Source organism: Cellulomonas sp. P22 (assembly GCF_044392165.1).
In genome coordinates, this window is sequence record NZ_JBISBW010000004.1 from 52,015 (window position 1) to 70,441 (window position 18,427).

Annotated in this window: 16 protein-coding genes; 4 read left to right on the top strand and 12 right to left on the bottom strand. The window is 73.6% G+C overall.

Features of this window, described 5'->3' with window-relative positions; all coding sequences use genetic code 11:
- Window positions 1–6 precede the first annotated feature (6 nt).
- From murD to mraZ, 8 genes are all read right to left on the bottom strand, one after another.
- Window positions 7–1,443, bottom strand: a complete 1,437-nt coding sequence (murD, locus tag ACGIF2_RS04340; RefSeq protein ID WP_396044219.1) for a UDP-N-acetylmuramoyl-L-alanine--D-glutamate ligase — start codon at window positions 1,441–1,443, stop codon at window positions 7–9.
- Entirely contained in the window at window positions 1,440–2,522 is a 1,083-nt protein-coding gene (mraY, locus tag ACGIF2_RS04345) for a phospho-N-acetylmuramoyl-pentapeptide-transferase (protein WP_396043870.1), read from the bottom strand. Before mraY ends, murD begins: the two co-directional genes overlap by 4 nt.
- Window positions 2,519–3,994, bottom strand: a complete 1,476-nt coding sequence (gene murF / locus ACGIF2_RS04350) for a UDP-N-acetylmuramoyl-tripeptide--D-alanyl-D-alanine ligase (RefSeq protein ID WP_396043872.1) — start codon at window positions 3,992–3,994, stop codon at window positions 2,519–2,521. Before murF ends, mraY begins: the two co-directional genes overlap by 4 nt.
- On the bottom strand, window positions 3,991–5,574 hold the full coding sequence (locus ACGIF2_RS04355) for a UDP-N-acetylmuramoyl-L-alanyl-D-glutamate--2,6-diaminopimelate ligase (protein WP_396043874.1): 1,584 nt from the start codon (window positions 5,572–5,574) through the stop codon (window positions 3,991–3,993). The genes murF and ACGIF2_RS04355 overlap by 4 nt, the downstream gene beginning before the upstream one ends.
- A gap of 79 nt (window positions 5,575–5,653) precedes the next feature.
- Window positions 5,654–7,333 carry a peptidoglycan D,D-transpeptidase FtsI family protein gene (locus ACGIF2_RS04360; RefSeq protein WP_396043876.1) on the bottom strand — a complete coding sequence of 560 codons (1,680 nt, stop codon included), beginning with the start codon at window positions 7,331–7,333 and terminating at the stop codon, window positions 5,654–5,656.
- A gap of 335 nt (window positions 7,334–7,668) precedes the next feature.
- Window positions 7,669–8,097, bottom strand: a complete 429-nt coding sequence (locus ACGIF2_RS04365) for a hypothetical protein (RefSeq protein ID WP_396043878.1) — start codon at window positions 8,095–8,097, stop codon at window positions 7,669–7,671.
- Window positions 8,094–9,116, bottom strand: a complete 1,023-nt coding sequence (gene rsmH / locus ACGIF2_RS04370) for a 16S rRNA (cytosine(1402)-N(4))-methyltransferase RsmH (protein ID WP_396043880.1) — start codon at window positions 9,114–9,116, stop codon at window positions 8,094–8,096. The genes ACGIF2_RS04365 and rsmH overlap by 4 nt, the downstream gene beginning before the upstream one ends.
- A 241-nt stretch (window positions 9,117–9,357) precedes the next feature.
- Window positions 9,358–9,807: a division/cell wall cluster transcriptional repressor MraZ gene (mraZ, locus tag ACGIF2_RS04375; protein WP_396044221.1), complete on the bottom strand. Its 450-nt coding sequence runs from the start codon at window positions 9,805–9,807 to the stop codon at window positions 9,358–9,360.
- Between the two features lie 453 nt (window positions 9,808–10,260).
- Here mraZ and ACGIF2_RS04380 point away from each other — a divergent pair, with 453 nt between their 5' ends.
- From ACGIF2_RS04380 to ACGIF2_RS04390, 3 genes are read left to right on the top strand one after another with little or no spacing between them, the layout of a single operon-like run.
- Window positions 10,261–11,262: an AAA family ATPase gene (locus ACGIF2_RS04380; protein WP_396043882.1), complete on the top strand. Its 1,002-nt coding sequence runs from the start codon at window positions 10,261–10,263 to the stop codon at window positions 11,260–11,262.
- Window positions 11,262–12,512 carry a DUF58 domain-containing protein gene (locus ACGIF2_RS04385; RefSeq protein WP_396043884.1) on the top strand — a complete coding sequence of 417 codons (1,251 nt, stop codon included), beginning with the start codon at window positions 11,262–11,264 and terminating at the stop codon, window positions 12,510–12,512. The genes ACGIF2_RS04380 and ACGIF2_RS04385 overlap by 1 nt, the downstream gene beginning before the upstream one ends.
- On the top strand, window positions 12,509–14,932 hold the full coding sequence (locus ACGIF2_RS04390) for a transglutaminaseTgpA domain-containing protein (protein ID WP_396043886.1): 2,424 nt from the start codon (window positions 12,509–12,511) through the stop codon (window positions 14,930–14,932). Before ACGIF2_RS04385 ends, ACGIF2_RS04390 begins: the two co-directional genes overlap by 4 nt.
- Here the strand turns inward: ACGIF2_RS04390 and ACGIF2_RS04395 are convergent.
- The 3 genes from ACGIF2_RS04395 to ACGIF2_RS04405 are packed head-to-tail and all read right to left on the bottom strand — an operon-like array spanning window position 14,877 to window position 17,026.
- Window positions 14,877–15,260 (bottom strand): DUF3040 domain-containing protein, encoded by a 384-nt coding sequence (locus ACGIF2_RS04395; protein WP_396043888.1) that lies wholly within the window; start codon window positions 15,258–15,260, stop codon window positions 14,877–14,879. The two genes, ACGIF2_RS04390 and ACGIF2_RS04395, sit on opposite strands and share 56 nt — an antisense overlap.
- 36 nt (window positions 15,261–15,296) lie before the next feature.
- Complete coding sequence (locus ACGIF2_RS04400) at window positions 15,297–16,565, bottom strand: DNA polymerase IV (RefSeq protein WP_396043890.1); 1,269 nt, start codon at window positions 16,563–16,565, stop codon at window positions 15,297–15,299.
- Window positions 16,562–17,026: an SAV_6107 family HEPN domain-containing protein gene (locus ACGIF2_RS04405; protein ID WP_396043892.1), complete on the bottom strand. Its 465-nt coding sequence runs from the start codon at window positions 17,024–17,026 to the stop codon at window positions 16,562–16,564. The genes ACGIF2_RS04400 and ACGIF2_RS04405 overlap by 4 nt, the downstream gene beginning before the upstream one ends.
- Before the next feature lie 191 nt (window positions 17,027–17,217).
- Between ACGIF2_RS04405 and ACGIF2_RS04410 the strand changes: the two genes are divergently transcribed.
- Window positions 17,218–17,991, top strand: coding sequence for a spermidine synthase (locus ACGIF2_RS04410; RefSeq protein WP_396043894.1), 774 nt, complete (start codon window positions 17,218–17,220; stop codon window positions 17,989–17,991).
- Between the two features lie 116 nt (window positions 17,992–18,107).
- Here ACGIF2_RS04410 and ACGIF2_RS04415 read toward each other — a convergent pair whose 3' ends face one another.
- Complete coding sequence (locus ACGIF2_RS04415) at window positions 18,108–18,311, bottom strand: cold-shock protein (RefSeq protein ID WP_154731012.1); 204 nt, start codon at window positions 18,309–18,311, stop codon at window positions 18,108–18,110.
- Window positions 18,312–18,427: the final 116 nt, after the last annotated feature.

Below are 18,427 nucleotides of genomic sequence, written 5' to 3' on the forward strand. Positions count from 1 at the left end.
TCCGCCTCAGCCCGCGTCCTGGCCCAGGGCGCGCACCGCTGCGGCGAACGACTCCCCCCGCTGGGCGTAGGAGTCGAACTGGTCCATCGAGGCGCTCGCCGGTGCGAGCACCACGTTCGCGTTCCCGCCGGGCACCTGGGCGGCGAGCCGGCGCGCCTCGTCCACGGCACGGGTCATCACGCTCCCAGTGTCGTCGGGATCGACCAGGACGACGGGAACCTCGGGCGCGTGTCGGGCGAGGGCGCCCGCGAGGGGCTCCTGGTCGGCGCCGATCAGCACGACCCCGGCGAGCCGGTCGCGGCGGGCCGCGACGAGCTCGTCGAACGTGGCGCCCTTCGCGAGGCCACCGGCGACCCACACCACGGTGCCCGGCTCGAACGCCGCGAGCGACGCGGCCGCGGCGTGCGCGTTGGTGGCCTTGGAGTCGTCGACCCAGCGGATTCCGTCGAGCACAGCCACGGTCTCGAGACGGTGGCCCCCGGGGGTGTACGCCCGCAGGCCCGCGCGGATGCTGGCCGGCGCGCAGCCGTGGGCGAGCGCGAGCGCCGCGGCCGCGAGGGCGTTCTCCAGGGCGTGCGGCGGCACCGCCCCGCCCGGGCCACCCAGGTGGGCGAGATCGGCCAGGGTGCCGAGCTCGGCCGCGTGCGTGTAGCGCTGCGGGGTGAAGCCGCGGTCGACGAGCACGTCCTCGACCACGCCGAGCTGGCCGACGCCGGGCGTGCCGAGCGTGGTGCCGACCGCCCGGGCCCCGTCCTCGACGTCGGCCTCGCGCACGAGCTGCTCGGTGACCGGGTCGGCGAGGTTGTAGACGCACGCAACCTGGACGCGCTCGTACACCCGCCCCTTGTCGGCCGCGTACGCGGCGAGCGAGCCGTGCCAGTCGAGGTGGTCGGGAGCGACGTTGAGCACCGCGGCGGCCTGGGCCGACATCGAGTGCGTGAAGTGCAGCTGGAAGCTCGAGAGCTCGACCGCGACCACGTCGACCGTGGGATCGGTGACGACCTGGACGATCGGAGTGCCGACGTTCCCGGCCTCGACCGCGTGCTCGCCGCCCGCCCGCAGGATCGCGGCCAGCATGCCCACGGTCGTGGTCTTGCCGTTGGTGCCGGTGACAGCGAGCCACGGCGCCGGGCCGCGCCCACCCGGACGCTCGGCCCGGACCTGCCAGGCGAGCTCGACCTCGCTCCACACCGGCACGTCCCGCGCCAGCGCGTCGGCCAGCAGCGCGTTGCTCGGCGGCCAGCCGGGTGAGGCGACCACCAGGTCGACGCCGTCGAGGCCGCCGTCGGCGACGAACCGCGCCACGTCCTGGACGTCGGCCGCCGGTGCGTGCTCGTCGACGGTCGTGACCGTCGCGCCGCGGGCTGTGAGCACCTCGAGCGCCGCCCGGCCCGAGAGCCCGAGCCCGGCGACCACCACGCGCGCGCCCGTGAGCTCCACTATCCCGTCACCCACTCCGCGTAGAAGATGCCGATGCCGAGGGCCACGAACAGGCCCGCGATGATCCAGAACCGGATGACGATCGTCACCTCGCCCCAGCCCGAGAGCTCGAAGTGGTGGTGCAGCGGCGCCATCTTGAAGACCCGTTTCCCGGTCATCTTGAAGAACCCGATCTGGATGACGTCCGAGAGCACGATGAGCACGAACAGGCCGCCGATGATCGCCGCGAGGATCTCGGTGCGCGACAGGATCGAGAGCCCGGCCAGCGCGCCGCCGAGCGCGAGCGAGCCCGTGTCCCCCATGAAGATCTTCGCGGGGCTCGCGTTCCACCACAGGAAGCCGAAGCACGCGCCGGTGATCGAGGCCGCGACGACCGCGAGGCTCATCGGGTCGCGCACCTCGTAGCAGCGTGGCCCGGCGGTGGCGAGGAACTGGCAGCTCTGGTTGAACTGCCACACGCCCACCAGCACGTACGAGCCGAAGACGATGAGCGAGACGCCCGTCGCGAGGCCGTCGAGGCCGTCGGTGAGGTTGACGGCGTTCGACCAGGCCGTGATGAGGAAGTTGGCCCAGAGCACGAACAGCACCATGCCCAGGGTCACGCCCGCGAACGCGAGGTCCAGGTTGGTGTCCCGGATGAACGAGATCCGGGTCGAGGCCGGGGTGCGGAACGCCTCGTTCGGGAACTGCAGCGCGGCGAGCGCGAAGGTGACGCCCACGAGCCCCTGGCCGAGGAACTTCCACCGGGCCTTGAGCCCGAGGCTGCGCTGCCGCGAGATCTTGATGAAGTCGTCGAGGAACCCGACCACCCCGAGCCCGGTCATGAGGTACAGCACGAGCAGGGCCGACACGCTGGGCAGCTGCTGGGTGGCCAGCAGCCCGCCGACCCAGCCCAGCAGCGTCGCCCCGATGATGACGACGCCGCCCATCGTGGGGGTGCCGCGCTTGGTGAAGTGCGCCGTCGGGCCGTCCTGCCGGATGAACTGCCCGTACTGCTTGCGGACCAGGTAGCGGATGAACAGCGGGGTGCCGAGCAGCGCGATGAGCATCGACAGGCCGCCCGAGATCAGGACGGCCTTCATGACGCGACCTCCGTCCCGGCGCCGGTCCCGCCGGCGACCAGCAGGTCACCCAGGCGCCACAGCCCCGCGCCGTACGAGGACTTCACGAGCACCACGTCACCGGGTCGCAGCTCGTCCTCGAGGAACGCGGCCGCGGCGTCGATGTCGTCCGCGAGGGCGACCTCGTCGCCCCACGACCCCTCGTGGTTCGCGCCGTCACGGATCGGGCGGGCACCGTCCCCCACCGCGACCGTCAGCCCGATGTTGAGCCGCACCGCGAGCCGGCCGATCGCGTCGTGCGCCTCGCGCGAGTCCGCACCGAGCTCGAGCATCTCGCCGAGCACAGCGATCGAACGGCGGTCGCGTCCGGCGACGACGGCCAGCGCCTTGAGCGCGGCCCGCATCGAGTCGGGGTTCGCGTTGTACGAGTCGTCGATCACCGTCACGCCGTCGGGGCGGTCGACCACGTGCATGCGGTGCGGGCTGAGCGCGTCGGCCACGCTGAGCCCGGCCGCGACCTCGTCGATCCCGAGCCCGACCTGCAGCGCAGCCGCAGCGGCGGCGACAGCGTTGTGCGCGTGGTGCTCGCCCACGAGCCGCAGCGAGACGGGCACCTGCCGCACCACGCCGTCGGAGCCCGGCGCCTCGAGCGTGAACGACGCGCGGCCGGCACGGTCGAGCCGCACGCCGCGCGCCAGGACGTCGGCCGCGCTCGACGTGCCGAACGTCACGACCTGCCCGGGAGCCACGGAGGCCATGGCCCGCACCCGCGGGTCGTCCGCGTTGAGCACGGCGACACCGTCGGGGACGAGTCCCTGGACGATCTCGGCCTTGGCCCGGGCGACGGCCTCGATGCCACCGAACTCGCCCAGGTGCGCGCTGCCCACGACGAGCACGACGGCCACGTCGGGCGGTGCGATCCCCGTCAGGTAGGTGAGGTGGCCGATGCCGCTGGCCCCCATCTCGAGCACGAGGTAGCGGGTCGACTCGTCGGCGCGCAGCACGGTGAGCGGCAGGCCGATCTCGTTGTTGAACGAGCGCGCGGGGGCGATCGTGGGGCCGGCGGTGCCGAGCACCTGGGCCAGCAGGTCCTTGGTGGTCGTCTTGCCCACCGAACCCGTCACGCCGATGACCTGCAGGCCCGCCCCGCCCGGCTCGGCCGAGGCCTCGCGCAGCCGCACGAGCACCGTGCGCGCGAGATCGCCGAGGGCCTTCTCGACGTCGGGCACGACGACCGCGGGCACCGGCTCGCCGTCGGCCCCGAGCACGTCGCGCGACGCGAGCACGAGGGCCGCACCAGCCTGCACCGCACCCGCCGCGAAGTCGTGCCCGTCGGCGTGCTCGCCGGGCAGCGCCACGAAGAGCGAACCCGGCTCGACCTCGCGCGAGTCGATCACCGCGGGTCCCGCGACGACAGTGGCGGGGTCGAGCGACGCCGGACGCAGCTCACCCCCGGTCGCGGCCGCGATGTCGGCCGCCGTCAGTGCGATCACGCGTCCTGCTCCTCGAGCTGTCGCCGGGCCGCGGCTGCCGCCAGCAGCACGTCCCGGTCGTTGTACCGGTGGAAGACCCCGGCGATCTCCTGCGTCGGTTCGTGGCCCTTGCCGGTGATGATGATGGTGTCCTGCTCCGTCGCGATCTCGAAGGCGTCGTGGATGGCCTGCGTGCGGCTGGTCGCCTCGTGGACGTCGGTGAGGTCGGGGCGCACGGCCCGCACCCCCTCCAGGATGGACGCGCGGATCGCGGCCGGCTCCTCGGAGCGGGGGTTCTCGTCCGTGACGACCAGGACGTCGGCCTGGCGCGCGCCGATCTCGCCCATGAGCGGGCGCTTGCCCTGGTCGCGGTCGCCGTCCGAGCCGAACACCAGGATCAGGCGACCCGGGGTGATCGGGCGCACTGCGTCGAGCGCGAGCACCAGCGCGTCGGGCGTGTGCGCGTAGTCGACCAGCCCGAGCGGCATGCCCTCGCCGCGCTCGACGACGCGCTCCATGCGACCGGGGATCGCCGAGGCGTGGCCGACCCCGTCGATCGCGTCCGCGAGGTCGAGGCCCGCACGGTGCGCGAGCACGATCGCGAGGGCCGCGTTCGAGACGTTGACCCGCCCCGGCAGCGGGCTCGCTGCCAGGTGCTCGGTCCCGTCGGGGGCCCGCAGGGTGAACGTCGAACCGATGCCGTCGAGCCCGATGTCCGCGCTCGTCACCGCCCAGTCCGCGTCGAGCGAGGACGGCGAACCGACCTGCGTCGCGACCGACTCGACCGGGATCTGCGCCTCGGCCGCGAGCCGCTGACCCCACTCGTCGTCCACGACCACGACCCCGCGGCGCGCCTGGCCGGGCGCGAACAGGCGCGACTTGTCGCGGAAGTAGCCCTCCATGTCGCCGTGGAAGTCGAGGTGGTCGCGCTGCAGGTTCGTGAACCCGACGACGTCGAGCTCGAGACCGCGCACGCGGCCCAGCGCGAGCGCGTGCGACGAGACCTCCATCGAGCAGGCCGTGGCGCCGCGCTCGTGCATGAGCGCCAGGATCGACTGCACGACGGGTGCCTCGACCGTGGTGCGCGGGCTCTCGATCGCCTCCGAGCCGATGCGCAGCTCGACGGTGCCCATCACGCCCGTGCTGGCGTGCCGGGTGCGGAGCGCGGCGTCGACGAAGTAGGTCGTGGTCGTCTTGCCGTTGGTGCCCGTGATGCCGACGGTCACGATGCCGCGCGCCGGGTGGTCGTGGGCCCAGGCCGCGACCGGTCCGGCGAGGGCGCGCGGGTCGGGGGCCACCAGGACGGGGACCTGCGGGTCGAGCGCGGCGACCAGCTCGGCGCCGGCGTCGTCGGTGAGGATCGCGACCGCGCCGGCCTCGAGCGCCTGGGCGGCGTACGTCGCACCGTGGACCTTGAGACCGCTCAGGGCGACGAACAGGTCGCCGGGCAGCACGTCGCCGCTGGCGACGCTCACGCCGGTGAGGGTGGTCTCGGGTCGGGGGGCGACGCCACGGACCTCGAGGTCGAACGTGGCGGCGAGGTCGTCGACCCGGTGAGTGGCGGGGTGCAGCGGGCGCATCCGACCCTGGGGGGACGTCATAGGGAGAATCTACCCCGGTCGGACGAGCCACGATCCCGCCACGGGCGCTGGGCGGCCACCGTGGCAGACGTCACGCCGGTCACCACGTCGTCGCGTACAGCGCGGCCGGAAGGCCGCTCGGGGCCACCGCGAGCTCCTGGAGCGCGTAGCGCGTCACCTCGGAGAAGACCGGGGCCGCGACGGTGCCGCCCCACTCGGACGTGCGCGGGTTGTGCAGCACCACGCTGACCGCGATGCGCGGCTCGTCGGCCGGCGCGACACCGATGAACGAAGCGGCGATGCCTGCGGGCTCGAACACCTGCGCGGTACCGGTCTTCCCCGCGATGCGGTAGCCGGGGATCGAGGCTGCCGAGCCGGTGCCGTCGTCGACCGCGCTCTCGAGCATCGTGAGCACGGTGTCGGCGGTCTCCTTCGAGACGACCTGGGTCGCCGGGGGCGTGATCGTCGGGGTGAACGTGCCGTCGGCCGACGTCCAGCCCTTGATGATGTGCGGCTGGACGCGCATCCCGTCGTTCGCGATCGTGGCGAAGACCTCGGTCGCCTGGAGCGCCGTGACCGACAGGCCCTGGCCGAAGAGCACCGCGTACTTGGTGCGCCCGTCCCAGTCGGCGGAGTCGCGCAGGCGGCCGCGCGACTCGTTGGGCAGCTCGATCCCCGTCTTGGAGCCGAAGCCGAACTTCGCGAGGTAGTCGTACCTGACCTGCTGCGGCAGCTGCTCGCCGATCATCACGGTGCCCGTGTTCGACGACTGCGCGAGGATCCCGGTGGTCGTGAGCTGCATGCCCGCGTGCTCGTGCGAGTCCTTGAACGTCTGACCGTTCGGGGTCGTGTACTGGTACGGCACGGTGAAGGGTGTGGTGGGTGTCACGAGGCCGGTCTCGATCCCCGCGGCCATGGTGATCACCTTGGCGGTCGAGCCCGGGTCGAAGATGTCCGAGATCGCGCTCGACCCGCGGGCCGCGGACGTCGGGTTGTTGGGGTCGACGGACCCCGAGTCGGCGAGCGCGAGCACCTCGCCGGTCCGGATGTCGATCACCACGACCGTCCCCGAGTCGGCGCCCGTCGCGGCGACCTGCGCGTTGATCGCGTCCTCGGCCTTCCACTGCAGGTCGCTGAGCAGCGTCAGCTGCACGCTGTCGCCCGGGACCGCGTCGGTCGACTCCTCGTAGCCGCCCGGGATCGCCTGCCCCTTGCGGCCCTGCTCGAAGACGAGCTTGCCGGGCGAGCCCGTCAGCCGCTCGTCGAGCATCGCCTCGAGCCCCGTGGCGCCGTCGCCCTCGCTGTTGACCCAGCCCAGCAGGTTCCCGCTGACGGTCCCGTTGGGGTAGACCCGCTCGGCGACCCGCTCGAACTGGACCCCGCCGATGCGCAGCTCACGGATCGCCCGCATCTGCTCGGGCAGCAGGTCCTTCTTGACGACCTTGTACGTGCGGTCACCCGTGAGCAGGGCGCCGAGCTCGGCCTCGTTCATGTCGAGCAGCGGGGCCAGCAGCGACGCCGCCCCCGCGGGGCCGGCCAGGAGCGGCTCGGTGCCCTTCTTCGACCAGGTCGCGATCGTCGTCTGGTCGACGGCGAGCGTGTAGCGCTCGACCGAGCGCGCGAGCGTGTCGCCGTTCGCGTCGGTGATCTGCCCGCGCACGGCGAGCGTCGAGACGCTCGTGAGCCGCTTCTCCAACGCCTCCTGCGCGACGGCCTCGCCGCGGATGCCCTGGATCCACACGAGCCGTGCCGCGAACGCGGTGAGCAGCACGAGCACCATGACCGTGAGGAACGCCTGCCGACGCCGCGGGTCGCCCGCCCCGGGTCCCCCGCCACGGCCGGGGCGTCGTGGACCGATCGGCCCTGTACCGCCGGGCCTCGTGCCAGGTGTGCGGGTGCGGGGCTGCTGCTGGGCGCGCAGGGCGTCCGTGCCGGGGCGCGGCGCGCTGCGCGGCGCCCGGTTCTGCACGGGTGCAGGGCGGGGCTTCCCGGTGGGTGCGCGGCGTGGCGCCTCCGACGTCGCCTCGGCGGCGCGCGGGACGGCTCCTCGCGCCTCCGGACGTCCGGGGGCGCGTCCGGGTGCCGGTGCGGCAGCCCGCGTCGACACCCGTTCGCTCATCCGCCTGCTCCCGCACCCCCGGGCGCACCCTGCACCGTGCCGTCCGCGAGCCGGAGCCACGCCGTGCTCTCGGCGGGCACCATGCCCCGGGCCCGGGCGGCGGTCGCCAGCACCTCGGGCGACCGGAGCCGGTCGGCCTCGGCCGAGAGGTCGAGCTCCGTCTGGGCGAGCCGGGAGAGCTCGGCACCGAGCGTCTGCTTCTCGAAGGCCCCGCGGGCCATCGTCGTGTTGAGCAGCAGCGCCGAGACGAGCGCGGCCGCCAGGATCAGCATGCAGGCCACCACGAACGGCACCCGGGTGCGGGCCTGCGCGGGTGCGCGGACCAGCAGCAGCCGCGGGGCGGGCTGGGTGGACGGCGCAGCGGTGGGACGTGCCGGGCGGGGAACCGCCTGCACCGGGACCCGTGCTGCTGCCTGTGCGCTCATGCTGGTCTCCTCGGTGCACCGCTGCCGCGGAGGTGGTCGGGGGTGGGTCGAAGTCGCTCGGCCGCGCGCAGCCGCACCGACTGCGAGCGTGGGTTGCGCTCACGCTCGGCCTCGTCGGCCTCCTCGGCGCCGCGCGTGACGAGCCGCAGGAACGGCTTGTGCGTCTCGGGCTCGACGGGCAGACCCGCCGGCGCGCTCGACGTCGCGCCCACGGCGAGGGCCCGCTTGACGAGCCGGTCCTCGAGCGAGTGGTAGGCCTCGACGACGATGCGGCCGCCCACGGCGAGCGCCTCGATCGAGGCGGGCAGCGCGCGCTCGAGCACCTCGAGCTCGCCGTTCACCTCGATGCGCAGCGCCTGGAACGTGCGCTTGGCGGGGTTGCCGCCGGTCTTGCGGGTGGCTGCGGGGATGCTCGCGCGCAGGATGTCGACGAGCTCGCCGGTACGGGCCAGGGGCGCGGTCTCGCGCTGCGCGACGATCCGGCGGGCGATCCGCTGGGCGAAGCGCTCCTCGCCGTACTCGCGCAGGATCCGCGTGAGGTCACGCACGTCGTAGGTGTTGAGCACGTCCGCTGCGGTCTGACCCACCGTCGCGTCCATGCGCATGTCGAGCGGCGCGTCCTGGGAGTAGGAGAAGCCGCGCTCGGTCTCGTCGAGCTGGAGCGAGGACACGCCGAGGTCCATCAGGACGCCCTGCACCGCGGGGATGCCGAGCGAGCGCAGCACGTCGCCGATCTCGTCGTAGATCGCGTGCACGGGCGTGAAGCGGTCACCGAACGGGGCGAGCCGACGTCCTGCGAGCTCGAGGGCCTGCGGGTCGCGGTCGAGCCCGACGACCCGCACCTCGGGGAAGCGCGTGAGCACGGCCTCGGTGTGACCACCCATGCCGAGCGTCGAGTCCACCATCACGGCGCCCGGGGCCTCGAGCGCGGGGGCCAGCAGCTCGAGGCACCGCTCGAGCAGCACCGGGGTGTGCCGCTTCGACGCGTCGTCGGGCTGGGCCGTGGCGGTTCCGGTCATCGGTGTCTCCTCTCGCTGGGGCCGGGTGCCCCGCGGCGGCAGTGTGCGCTGCGGGCCTGTGGTGGTCGGGCGGCCCCTCCGCCGTCCGACCAGATCCCCCACCGGCCCTCTGTCGCGGGGAAGTGCGACAGAGAAGACGGGAGGAGATCTCGCCGGGCGGTGGACCTGGGGCCTGCAGTCGGGTCGTCGTGCTGGTCAGTGCGTTCGGGTCAGCGGTGACCGGCGGGTGCGCCGGACGGGCTCAGAAGGGTCCGTTCGGGAACACCTCCTCGGCCGTCTCCGCGTAGCCGGCCTCCTGCTCGGCGAGGTACGTCTCCCAGGCGGCGAGGTCCCAGACCTCGACGCGCGAGCCCGCACCGATGACCGCCACGTCGCGGTCCAGCCCGGCGTACGTGCGCAGCATCGGAGGGATCGAGATCCGGCCCTGCTTGTCCGGCAGCTCGTCGCTCGCGCCCGAGAGGAAGACGCGCAGGTAGTCGCGGGCCTGCTTGCTCGTGACCGGCGCCTGCCGGATCTGGTCGTGCATGCGCCGGAACTCGTCCATCGGCAGCAGGAACAGGCAGCGCTCCTGGCCGCGCGTCATCACGAGACCGGGCGCCAGCTGGGCGCGGAACTTGGCGGGCAGGATCAGCCGCCCCTTGTCGTCCAGACGCGGGGTGTACGTGCCGAGGAACGGCGCCGAGGAGCCCAAGCCGCTGAAGGCCGACTCGATGCTCACGGCCGCCCCCTCTGCTCATCGTCACGGCGTGCGGTCCACGTTTCTCATCCAGTCCTCACCAAGTGCCTCCACGGTACTCCACTTCCCTCCACCCGCAACTGGTCCTACCCCGGTTTCACCCGAGCTCACGAGTAAAGGTGCAGGTCAGAGCGGTGGAGCGAGGTGGAGGGAAATCGGCCCCAGCGGCGATGCGGCACGCGCACCGGATCGACCGGCTACTGTTCACGCCGTCGCTTTCGGGGGGTTCCTCCGCCCATGACGGGTCAAAACCGGCAGGCTTCGAGTGGTCCGGAGCCTCGGTGGAGAGGACCGTGGGGGGAAGTGGTGGACACCCGACGGCGCCCATCGGAATTCACCTGGTTGGAGCACGCGATGGCCCCGACGTCCACCCATAGGCTCGTGCCCCGCCCCCTGAATGGAGTCGCCATGCTGCAGGCCGTGCCGTCGTCGTCCGAGCTGGACGACCTGGTCGAGACCACGGACCGGATCCGCGCGGGCATCGAGCAGGTCGTCACGGGTCGCACCGAGCTGGTGCGTGTCACGGTCGCCGTGCTGCTCGCCGAGGGCCACCTGCTGCTCGAGGACGTCCCCGGGGTCGGCAAGACGACGCTCGCCAAGGCGCTCGCCCGCACGATCGACTGCTCGGTGGGCCGGATCCAGTTCACCCCCGACCTGCTGCCCAGCGACCTGACCGGCGTGAACATCTACCGCAGCCAGACCCACGAGTTCGAGTTCCGCCCCGGTCCGCTGTTCGCGCACATCGTCATCGGCGACGAGATCAACCGGGCCTCGCCCAAGACGCAGTCCGCCCTGCTGGAGTGCATGCAGGAGACCCAGGCCACCGTCGACGGGCACACCTACCCGCTCCCCCGCCCGTTCCTCGTCATCGCGACGCAGAACCCGGTCGAGATGGAGGGCACCTACCCGCTTCCCGAGGCACAGCGCGACCGCTTCATGGCCCGACTGACCGTGGGCTACCCGAGCCTGGACTCCGAGCTCGACATGCTCGACCTGCAGGAGACGTCCGACCCGTTCTCGACGCTGCGCCCCGTGACGGACGCCCCGCAGATCGCACGTCTGGTGAGCACCGCCCGGCGCCTGTACGCCTCGCCGGCCGTCAAGCGCTACGTCGTCGACCTCGTGACCGCCACCCGGCAGGACCCGGGCCTGCGCCTGGGCGCCTCGCCCCGCGCCTCCATCCAGCTCCTGCGGGCCGCCAAGGCCCTGGCCGCGATGTCGGGCCGCGACCACGTGCTCCCCGACGACGTGCAGCGGCTCGCCGAGCCGGTGCTCGCGCACCGGCTGCTGCCCTCGACCGAGGCGCGGCTCTCGGGGCGGTCGACCACCGACATCGTCCGCGAGATCGTGACGCAGATCGCCCTGCCGACCGCGGGCGTGACGCCGCGCGAACGGCGGGCGACCGGCTGATGCGTCCCCGTCCCACGAACCGCGGGATCGGGCTCGCCATCGGCGGTGCCTGCGCGGTCGTCGTCGGCGTGGGGCTCGGCACGGTCGACCTCGTCCAGGTCGGCGCGCTCGTCCTGCTGCTGGTGATCGGCGCGTACGTCATCACCGCCGTGCGTGACCCCGGCCGCGGCCGGCACCGGCTGCGCGTGCTGCGATCGGTCGAGCCCAGCCCCGTGCACGCCGGGTCGGTCGCCCACGTCCAGGTCGACGTCGCCGCGGACGACCTCTCCGGTCGCGTCCGCCTCGCCGGCCTGCGGCTCGGCGAGCAGGCCTCGGCAGAGCTCTCGGGCGGGCGGCCGCTGCGCGCCCGGGTCACGCGCACCGACCGCGTCGTCACTCTCGCCTACCCGGTGCAGGCGACCCGCCGCGGCCGCTGGGCGCTGGGACCTCTCGTCGTGACCCGCACCGACCCGTTCGGGGTCGTCCGCGCGAGCAGCACGCTCGGCGACGCCGCAGAGATCGCCGTCTGGCCCGCGATCACCGAGCTCCCCGTGCCCCGGGGCGTGCTGGTCGACGAGCCCGACCGCGTCGCCCTCGGGGCGCGCAGCCCGTCCACCGACGACTCCTCGCTCCGTGAGTACCAGGTCGGGGACGACCTGCGACGCGTGCACTGGCGCAGCAGCGCCCGCCGGGGCGAGCTCGTGGTGCGCTCCGACGAACGCGCAGGCATGCGACCCGTCACCGTGCTCCTCGACGTGCCCGTGCGCCCCGAGGCGCTCGAGTGGAGCATCTCGCTCGCGGCCTCGATCGCCCTGGCGATGCTCGACGCCGGCCACCCCGTGCGCCTGCTGGGGCCGGCCACGAGCACGGCCGACGCCGCCGCCGCGAGCACGCACGCCCGGCCCGGCCCGGGCTCACGGGCCGACCTGCTCGACCGCACGATCGACATCGAACCTCCCACCGCGTCCGCCGCGGACGACCAGACCCTCGCGGCGGTCCGTCAGATGCTGGGCACGAGCTCGGGCGGCGAGATCGTCATGGCTGTGGTCGGCCCGCTCAGCGGCCCGACCCGCACCGCGCTCGCGCACCTCGCCTCCACCGCGCAGGCCTGGGCCATGGTCCGCACCGACCCTGCCTGGTCGGTCGCCGAGCACCAGGAGGCCCAGCACACGCTCGACCAGCTGCGCCGGCTCGGCTGGCGCGCGTGCCCGGTACGCCCCGAGGAGGATCCCGTGCAGTGCTGGCTCCGGATGCTCGGGGCACGCTCGTGACCGCGTCCGGGAACGAGCGCGGCATCCCGCGCGGGCCCAGGTCGCTGCTCGCCTCCGCCCTCGTGGCCGCCGCTGTGTGCGGGAGCCTGCTCGCGCTCGACGACCTCGTCACCCCGGGCCGCTGGCTCCCCGCGGCGGTCGTCACGGTGCTGGTCCTGGCCGTCGTCACCGCGGCCACCCGCGCGGCGACCCGCGCACGGTGGGCACCGACGGTCGTGGGCGGGCTCGTCGCGGCGCTGGGCGTGCTCGTCGTCTACGGCGCACCTCCCGGGCGCATGCAGGTGCTGCCCGACACGGGCTCGGTCGAACGCGTCGTCAACGGCTTCCGCCTCGCGATCGACCTCGTCAACTCCTCTTTCGTCCCGATGCAGGTCACCCGCCCCGTCGAGCTCCTGGTCGTGTCGTGCGCGGCCGCGCTGCTGCTCGCGACCGACCTCGTCGCGCTCACGCTCGCCGCCCCGGCGTGGGCCGGACCCGTGCTGCTCGTCGTGTGGCTGCCCGGGATCGCGCTCGGCGCGCCGGCGTCCGGTCGCTCGCTCGCCCTCACGGCCCTGGCGTACCTGCTGCTGCTCGCCCTGTCCGCGGCACCGGCCAACCTCGGGCCCGGCGCCGCCCGCCGGGCGACCTGGGCGCTCGCCGCGGCGAGCAGCGTCGTCGTGCTCACCCTCGTGGCCGGACCGCTGCTCGGGGCGATCCCCGGCTGGGCCTCGGTGCACCTGCCCCGGCTGGGCTCGAACGTCATGGGACCCGTACGCCTCAACGACGCGCTCGACATGCGTGAGAGCCTCGGTCCGCGCTCGGACCAGGTCGTGCTCCGCTACACCGTCGCCTCGGACGGAGTGGTCGGCGGCTCGACGAGCCCGTCCGACGGTCCCGCGACCTTCGGGCCTGACGGCGAGGGCACCGACGGTGCCACGTCCGAGGCCGAGCAGGACGCTTCCGCGAAGGCCGCGACCGCCCGGGGCGTGGCCGCGGCCGGATCGTCGGCCGCTCTGGCCTGGGACACGCGCGTCGGCGCGGCGACCGTGATCGACGCCCGTCTCGTGGGCCCGTTGCGCGCCTTCACGCTGCGCGACTTCGACGGTCGCAGCTGGGAGCCCGGCGGTGGCGGCGACACGGTGGCGTGGCAGCACGACGAGTTCCTCGTGCCCGACGGGCAGGACGTGGACACCGCGCTCGCGTCGGCCCGGCTCGCCGAGGTGGCGGTGACTGTCGACGGGCTGCGCGAGGACCGGCTGCCGGTGAGCACGTTCGCCCGGACCGTCTCGATCGACGGCTCCTGGTCGTACGACGCCGTCCGGGACGAGGTCGTCGGCGACAGCAGCACCCGCAAGGGGACGTCGTACTCGATGACCGTCGCGGTGCCCGACCTGACCGGCGACACGCTGCGCGGTGCCGGGACGGGGGCGTCCGTGGACCTCGAGCCGTACCTCGCGGTCGCCGAGACCGGCCACGTCGCCGACATCCGCGCCCTGGCCGCGCAGCTCACGGCTGACGCGTCGACCCCGTACGACCAGGCGATGGCGCTCCAGGCGTACTTCCGCAACCCGCAGAACTTCGTCTACGACACGAGGGTCGCGCCCGCGACGTCCGACGACGCGGTGTGGGACTTCATCGACAGCCGTCGCGGGTACTGCGTCCAGTTCGCGACGTCGATGGCGGTGCTGGCACGCACGCTCGGGATCCCGGCCCGGCTCGGCATCGGCTTCCTGCCGGGGACCGTGGGAGACGACGGCGTGTACACCGTGACGGGACGCCAGTCGCACGCCTGGCCCGAGCTGTACTTCGAGGGGAGCGGCTGGGTGCGCTTCGAGCCGACCCCGGCCGTCCAGACCGGGTCACCTCCCCGGTGGAGCGACCCGCTGATCGCGTCGTCGAGCACCCCGAGCGAGGACCCCGAGGCCAACGCCCCGGCGAACCCCGTGCCCACGACGACGACCGCCCCGCCCCGGACCTCCATCCCCGCGCCCGAGATCGACGAGTCCGAGATCCCACGCGCGCTCGTGGCACCGCTCGCGGGCCTCCTCGTGGCGCTCGTGATCGGGGCGGTCTTCCTCGTCCGACGCCGATCGGTGCGTGCCGCGCACCTCACCGCCGAGACCGCGTGGGAACGGATGCGCGCCCGCCTGCGCCCGGCGCACATCGTGTGGTCAGACGCCCGCACCCCGCGGCAGGTCGTCGACCTGGTGCGCGACAGGGTCGTCGAGCTCGGCGGTTCGCCGCTCGATGCGGACGCGGACAGCGCCTTGGTCGACCTGGCGACGGCTGTCGAACGCGAGCGCTACGCGCCGAACCCGGGGTCGCTCGACCCGCACGCGTTGGCGGAGCGGGTCGACCTGGTCGTCGACGGGGTGACCGGAGCGGTCAGCGGCCGCCCTGCTCGCGCCGGTGCTGCCAGCGCGCCTCGAGACGGGTCATGAAGCCCGCCTGACGACGCTTGGGGCTTGCCTGCACCTTGCCGTTCTGACCGACGACCCCGGTGGGGCCGGTCGCACGCGGCTGGGAGAAACCGAAGGCCACGGCACCGAACATCACCACGAAACCGAGGACGCCGATCCAGGCCCAGGTGGTCGCGGCACCCGCGACCAGCATCAGAAGCCCGACGACGGCGACGGCACTGGCGAGCACGTAGCGCCCGACCGACCGACGTCCACGTGAGGCGAGGGTGTTGGCGAGTCTGGGGTCGTCAGATGTGAGCTGCCGCTCCATCTGTTCCAGTACCCGCTGCTCGTACTCGGACAGAGGCATTCCTACCCCCGTACTCCACGTAGAGATGTCTTTGGATCAGGATAGGTCCCCAGGCACGAACTCGGTAGTCGAGTTCCGTTTCGATGCGAGCGACGTCGTCCCGGCTCGGATCGCTGCCCGCCCGAAACGACCCCGCACCTCGTCCATGGCGCGCTCCACGTCACGCCGGGCGCCCGAGTTCTCGGCGACGGCCTCCTCGAGGGTCGGCTGCCGCACGGTGGACGCCGCGGCGCTCAGGCCTTCCACACGGACCCCGACCAGCCGGACGGCCAGGCCGCCCAGGTCCACGCCCGCGAGCAGCGCGCGCGCCGCGAGGTAGACCTCCCGGCCCACATCGGTGGGTGTCGCGAGGGTGCGGGATCGCGTGAGCGTCCGGAAGTCCGACGTGCGGACCTTGAGGCTGACGGTGCGGGCCACCAGCGAGTGCGACCGCAACCGCGACGCGCACCGGTCCGCGAGCTCGAGCACCTTGGCCTCGACGACTGCGAGGTCGGCGACGTCGACCGCGAAGGTCTCCTCCGCGCCGATGCTCTTCTCCTCGCGCCCCGGCTCGACCGGACGGGGGTCCCGGCCCCACGCGAGGTCGTACAGGTGCGCCCCGGCGACCCGACCCACGGCTCGCTGGATCGTGCCGACGTCGCTGTCAGCGAGCTCCGCGACCGTGCGCACGCCCCAGCGGGCCAGCGCCGCCTCGGTCGACTCGCCGACGCCCCACAGCGCCCCCACCGGGAGCGTGCGCAGGTAGTCGACCGTCGCGGACGCGGGGACGAGCAGGACACCGTCGGGCTTCGCGTGCCCCGAGGCCAGCTTCGCGACGAACTTCGTCGCGGCGATGCCCACCGAGCACGTGATCCCGAACTCGGCCCGGACCGTGCGTCGGACGAGCTCGGCGATGTGGGTCGGAGGGCCCAACCTCCGTCGCGCCCCGGCGACGTCGAGGAACGCCTCGTCGACGCTGACCTGCTCGACGAGCGTGGTCACGTCACGCAGCACCTGCATGACGCCTTCCGAGACCGCACGGTAGGCCCCGTGATCGGGAGGGATGACGACCGCCTGCGGGCACCTGCGCCGCGCGTGGGCCATCGGCATCGCCGAGTGCACCCCGAACGCACGCGCCTCGTACGTCGCGGCCAGCACCACGCCCCGCTGCTCTCCCCCGACGATCACGGGGAGCCCGCGCAGGTGGGGCCGCCGGGCGAGCTCGACCGATGCGAAGAACGCGTCCATGTCGACGTGCAGGATCGAGGTGCCCCCCTCGTCGTCGCCCCAGTCGCGACGCCCCGACGGGCGCGGGCCTCGGCTCACGACGCGCTCGCAGCGAGCAGCTGCGGGCGTCCGGGCAGCGCGGGACCGGCGTCGGCGAGGCCCGGGTCGTTCTCGACGAGGTCGCGCACCGCATCGAGGAAGTCCTCGGCCGCGCACAGCACCTGCTCGGCGCGCTCCGTGCCGACCACGTCGAAACGACCGGCCTCGATCGCCGAGCGCAGGTTCGCTCCCGCTGCGAAGTAGCTCGTCCAGCGCTGGAGCTCGGGGGCCACGACGTCGACCATCTCCCACACCGTACGGGGAGCCCGACGGCCCGACGGGCGGCCGCGCGCCGCCAGCAGCGCCGCACCGGCACGGACCGCGGCCAGGTGCGCGTGGGTCAGCTGCTCCCACGGCTCGGACGAGAACTGCGCCGCGACCAGCTCGGCGTCTGCGCGCTGGAGCAGCGCGGTGGCAGGGCCGGCCAGCACCGGCGTACGGCGGGGGCGCGTCGCGCTCATGGTGACCCGCACCTCCTCTCGTCCCGACCTCTCGATTATCGAACACCTGTTCGACGCCCGTCAACCCGTACCGTGTGCGTGTGGCTTCCCGCGACCGCACGGGGCGACGTGCCCCACAGTCCCACCGCCCACCGACACGACCGCCGTGGCCCGACGGGCCCGTCCAGATCCCGACCGGCACGGTCGAGCTGGTGCGCACCTCCGACGACCCCTCGGGCGTCACCGTGCTCGTCAACGGCGTCCCGAGCTCGTACCTCGACCTCGAGGACCCGCAGCGTCTCGCGTTCGAGTACATGCAGCAGATGGCCGTGCTGATCGAGCGCGCCGGCCCGCGCGGGGCGCCGCTGTCCGTGGTGCACCTCGGGGCGGCCGGGTGCGCACTGGCCCGTGCGGTGCACGCGAACCGGCCCGGGTCGCGTCAGGTCGCGGTCGAGCTCGACACCGCGCTGCCCGAGCTCGTGCGCACCTGGTTCGACCTGCCGCGCGCCCCCGCGCTGCGGATCCGCCCGGGGGACGCGCGCGCTCAGCTCGCGACGCTCCCCGACGCGTCGGCCGACGTCCTCGTGCGCGACGTGTTCGCGGGCGACCGCACCCCCGCGCACGTGACCACCCTTGAGTTCGTCCAGGACGTCGCCCGGGTGCTGCGCCCCGGTGGCCTGTACCTCGCCAACTGCGCCGACCGCCCTCCCCTGGCCCTCGCGCGCGCCGAGGTCGCCACGCTCCGCGCCACGTTCGCCCACGTCGGCGTCGTCGCCGAGCCTGGGCTGCTGCGCGGACGGGGGTACGGCAACGTGGTGCTCGCCGCGACCGACGACCCCTGGGTGCTCACGGCCCCCGGCGTCGAACGCGAGCTGAGGTCGCTGCCCGCGCCCGCGCGCCTGCTGGTCGGGGCGGACCTCGTGGCGTTCGTCGGCACCGCCCAGCCGCTCGTCGACCCGCCCGCACCGGACGACCCGATCCGCTGACCGGGCCGTCTGACGCGCCGGACGCACGACGAGGCCGCACCCCAGCTGGGGTGCGGCCTCGTCGTCAGTGCACGCGGCCTCGGAGAGTCATCTCCGGCGACCTGGTGCTCTGCTGATCAGAGCGGGCGGACCTGCTCCGCCTGGGGGCCCTTCGGGCCCTGCGTGATCTCGAACTCGACGCGCTGGCCCTCCTCGAGCGAGCGGTAGCCCGACGAGTCGATCGCGGAGTAGTGGACGAAGACGTCGGCGCCGCCGCCGTCCTGGGCGATGAACCCATAGCCCTTCTCAGCGTTGAACCACTTGACAGCACCCTGTGCCATGTTCATGTCCTTCTGTTCCAACCGGTGACGACGCCTGGCCCAGCGCCCTGCGTCGTGCCGCAATGCCTTGTCCCGCGTCCTGCACCGGACAAACCAGCCGTTCGGCTGGAGGGTGT

What these genes read in the sequence shown, in the direction of transcription:
- ACGIF2_RS04355 (WP_396043874.1), bottom strand. Translation starts at nt 5,574, where the DNA reads ATGACGTCCCCCCAGGGTCGGATGCGCCCGCTGCACCCCGCCACTCAC.
- ACGIF2_RS04365 (WP_396043878.1), bottom strand. Translation starts at nt 8,097, where the DNA reads ATGAGCGCACAGGCAGCAGCACGGGTCCCGGTGCAGGCGGTTCCCCGC.
- ACGIF2_RS04385 (WP_396043884.1), top strand. Translation starts at nt 11,262, where the DNA reads ATGCGTCCCCGTCCCACGAACCGCGGGATCGGGCTCGCCATCGGCGGT.
- ACGIF2_RS04415 (WP_154731012.1), bottom strand. Translation starts at nt 18,311, where the DNA reads ATGGCACAGGGTGCTGTCAAGTGGTTCAACGCTGAGAAGGGCTATGGG.
- mraY (WP_396043870.1), bottom strand. Translation starts at nt 2,522, where the DNA reads ATGAAGGCCGTCCTGATCTCGGGCGGCCTGTCGATGCTCATCGCGCTG.
- ACGIF2_RS04360 (WP_396043876.1), bottom strand. Translation starts at nt 7,333, where the DNA reads ATGGTGCTCGTGCTGCTCACCGCGTTCGCGGCACGGCTCGTGTGGATC.
- ACGIF2_RS04405 (WP_396043892.1), bottom strand. Translation starts at nt 17,026, where the DNA reads ATGAGCGCGACGCGCCCCCGCCGTACGCCGGTGCTGGCCGGCCCTGCC.
- ACGIF2_RS04380 (WP_396043882.1), top strand. Translation starts at nt 10,261, where the DNA reads ATGCTGCAGGCCGTGCCGTCGTCGTCCGAGCTGGACGACCTGGTCGAG.
- rsmH (WP_396043880.1), bottom strand. Translation starts at nt 9,116, where the DNA reads ATGACCGGAACCGCCACGGCCCAGCCCGACGACGCGTCGAAGCGGCAC.
- ACGIF2_RS04395 (WP_396043888.1), bottom strand. Translation starts at nt 15,260, where the DNA reads ATGCCTCTGTCCGAGTACGAGCAGCGGGTACTGGAACAGATGGAGCGG.